This is a genomic window from Corallococcus sp. 4LFB (assembly GCF_046520365.1).
Lineage (GTDB): Bacteria > Myxococcota > Myxococcia > Myxococcales > Myxococcaceae > Corallococcus > Corallococcus caeni.
On sequence record NZ_JBKGHJ010000845.1, the window covers coordinates 1 to 2,185 of the forward strand.

A 2,185-nucleotide genomic window follows, 5' to 3' on the forward strand; every position below is an offset into this window, starting at 1 on the left:
GAAGGAGCAGGCGACCCAGCTGGAAGGCATGGGACGCACGCGTGACGCCGCGCGCCTGCACGAGCGCAACAACAGCTTCACGGACGCCACCCGCCTGTTCGAGGCGGGCGGGGACCTGAAGAGCGCGCTGCGCACGGCGCTGTCGGCCAGGACAACGACGCGGCCCGCCGCCTGGTGGGCACGCTGCCCGCGGAGCAGATCGGCCCCACGCTGGAGAAGGCCGGCGCGTACGAGCTGCTCATGGAGCACTACGTCGCCAAGGCCGACTTCGAGAACGTCGCCCGCCTGTACGAGCGCGCGCGGCAGTTCGACCAGGCGGCCCTCGCGTACGAGCGCGCGAACAAGCTGACCCTGGCGCGCAAGGCGTACGAGCGCGCCCGGGACCTGGCCAGCGCCAACCGCATCCGGGGCATGGAGGTGAAGGCCCTGGTGGAGCGTGGCGACCGGCTGGGCGCGGCCACCCTGCTGGTGGCCGTGGGCCAGCGGCGCGAGGCGGTGGAGGTGCTGAGCCCCCTGCCTCCTCCGAAGGCGTTCCACTTCATGCAGCGGCTCACCCTGGAGGACGAGGCCAAGGAGCTCGCGCAGCGCGAGCTGGCCCGCGCCGAACAGGAGCAGAAGCCCGCCGGCCGCGCCCGGTGGCTGGAGCTGCTGGGTGACACGGCCGCCGCCGCGGAGACGTGGACGCAGGCGGGCCGCAAGGACAAGGCGCTGCCCCTTTACGAGAAGCTCGGTGGGGAGCACCTGCCCCGCGCCGCGCAGCTCGCGGAGGAGCTGCAGCAGCGTGACAAGGCCATCGCCCTGTACACGCAGCTCAACGACAGCGCGGGGGTGGAGCGTGCGAAGGCCCTCCCGGAGACCCCCGCCACGCCTCCTGCCGGCAGCACGCCGGACGCCGGCGACGACGCGGACTCCGCGGCATCGTCGACGGAAAATGCTTCCTCGGCTGGCGAGCAAGAAAGCCAATAATTCCCGCCGGTTGACAGGTTTTGCATGATTGCCCGGGGGCGCCCGTGGCCGGTACACTCCGGCCGCTGGCGCCCTCGCTTCATTCCCCCTTTGGCCAACGAGCATCATGGAACAGCCTTCCGCCCCTGCGCGTCCCACGCTGCGTGTGACCGACGACCGCTCCTTCGTCGAAACCGAAGCGGCCCTGGAGAAGACGGGCCGTGTCGAGGAGCTGATCCGCCTGTACGAGGGGCGTTCGCGGGACGTTCCCACGGAGGAGGCGGCGCGCCTGCTGTGCCGCGCGGCGGAGTTGGCCCACGAGCGTCAGCGCAACGCGCCGCGCGCGGAGGACCTGCTCAAGCGCGCGCTGCTGGTCGCGAAGGACCCGATGCCCGCGCTGCGCGGTCTCAAGCGACTGCATGAGATCCGCCAGGACGCGTCGTCGCTGGTGGACGTGCTGGAGCGGCTGGGCGCCGCGACGCAGGGCGAGGAGAGCGCGGCCCACTACCTGAAGGCCGCGGACCTCTACGAGCAGAAGCTCTTCCGGCGCGACCGCGCGGTGCTGTGCCTGCAGCGCGCGGCGCGGGTGAAGCCGGACCGCGCGACGTTCCGGCGCGTGCGCCAGCTGCTCCTGTCCGAGGAGCGCTTCCAGCCGGCGTTCGAGGCGCTCCAGCGCGAGCGCGCCGCGCTGGGCGACGCGGGCATGGCGGAGGAGTACGCCGCGCTCGCGGAGCGGCTGGTGGACGACCCCACCGAGCACGCGCTGGCGCAGCAGGTGCTGGACGTGGCGCGGGAGCTGGATCCGCAGAACGCGCGCGCGGACAAGGCCGCCCGCGCGATGCAGCGCTTCGAGCAGGTGTGGCGCGACAAGGTGCGCATGCTGCGCGGCATGTCGCTGGAGGAGCGCGACCGCAAGAGCGCCGCGCGCCTGTCGCTGCTCGTGGCGAAGCTGTTCGCCTGGTACGACCCGGGCTCCGCCGCCAAGGTGAAGGAGGCGTTGGACCGCTGCTTCCTGTTGTGGCCGGGCATGCCGGAGGCGCTCACGCTCATCGAGCGGATGGCGGGGCGCGCGGGCGACTACGGACCGGCGATCGCGCAGCTGGAGGCGATGGCGGGCGAGGCGCGCGACCGCACGGCGCAGGTGGACCTGTGGCTGCGCGTGGGCACGCTCAAGCTGGGCCGGATGAACGACGCGGCCGGAGCGCTGGCCGCCTTCGAGAAGGCCGTGGCGGCGGATGCG

The 2,185-nt window shown here is 72.9% G+C and carries 1 protein-coding gene and 1 pseudogene; both read left to right on the forward strand.

Translation table 11 applies throughout. The annotated features are described in order from the left end of the window. Positions 1–966, forward strand: a pseudogene (locus ACLEQD_RS41870) (DEAD/DEAH box helicase); the annotation flags it as partial. 106 nt (positions 967–1,072) lie between these two features. After that, on the forward strand, positions 1,073–2,185 hold a 1,113-nt coding region (locus ACLEQD_RS41875; protein WP_410391506.1), incomplete at its 3' end, for a tetratricopeptide repeat protein.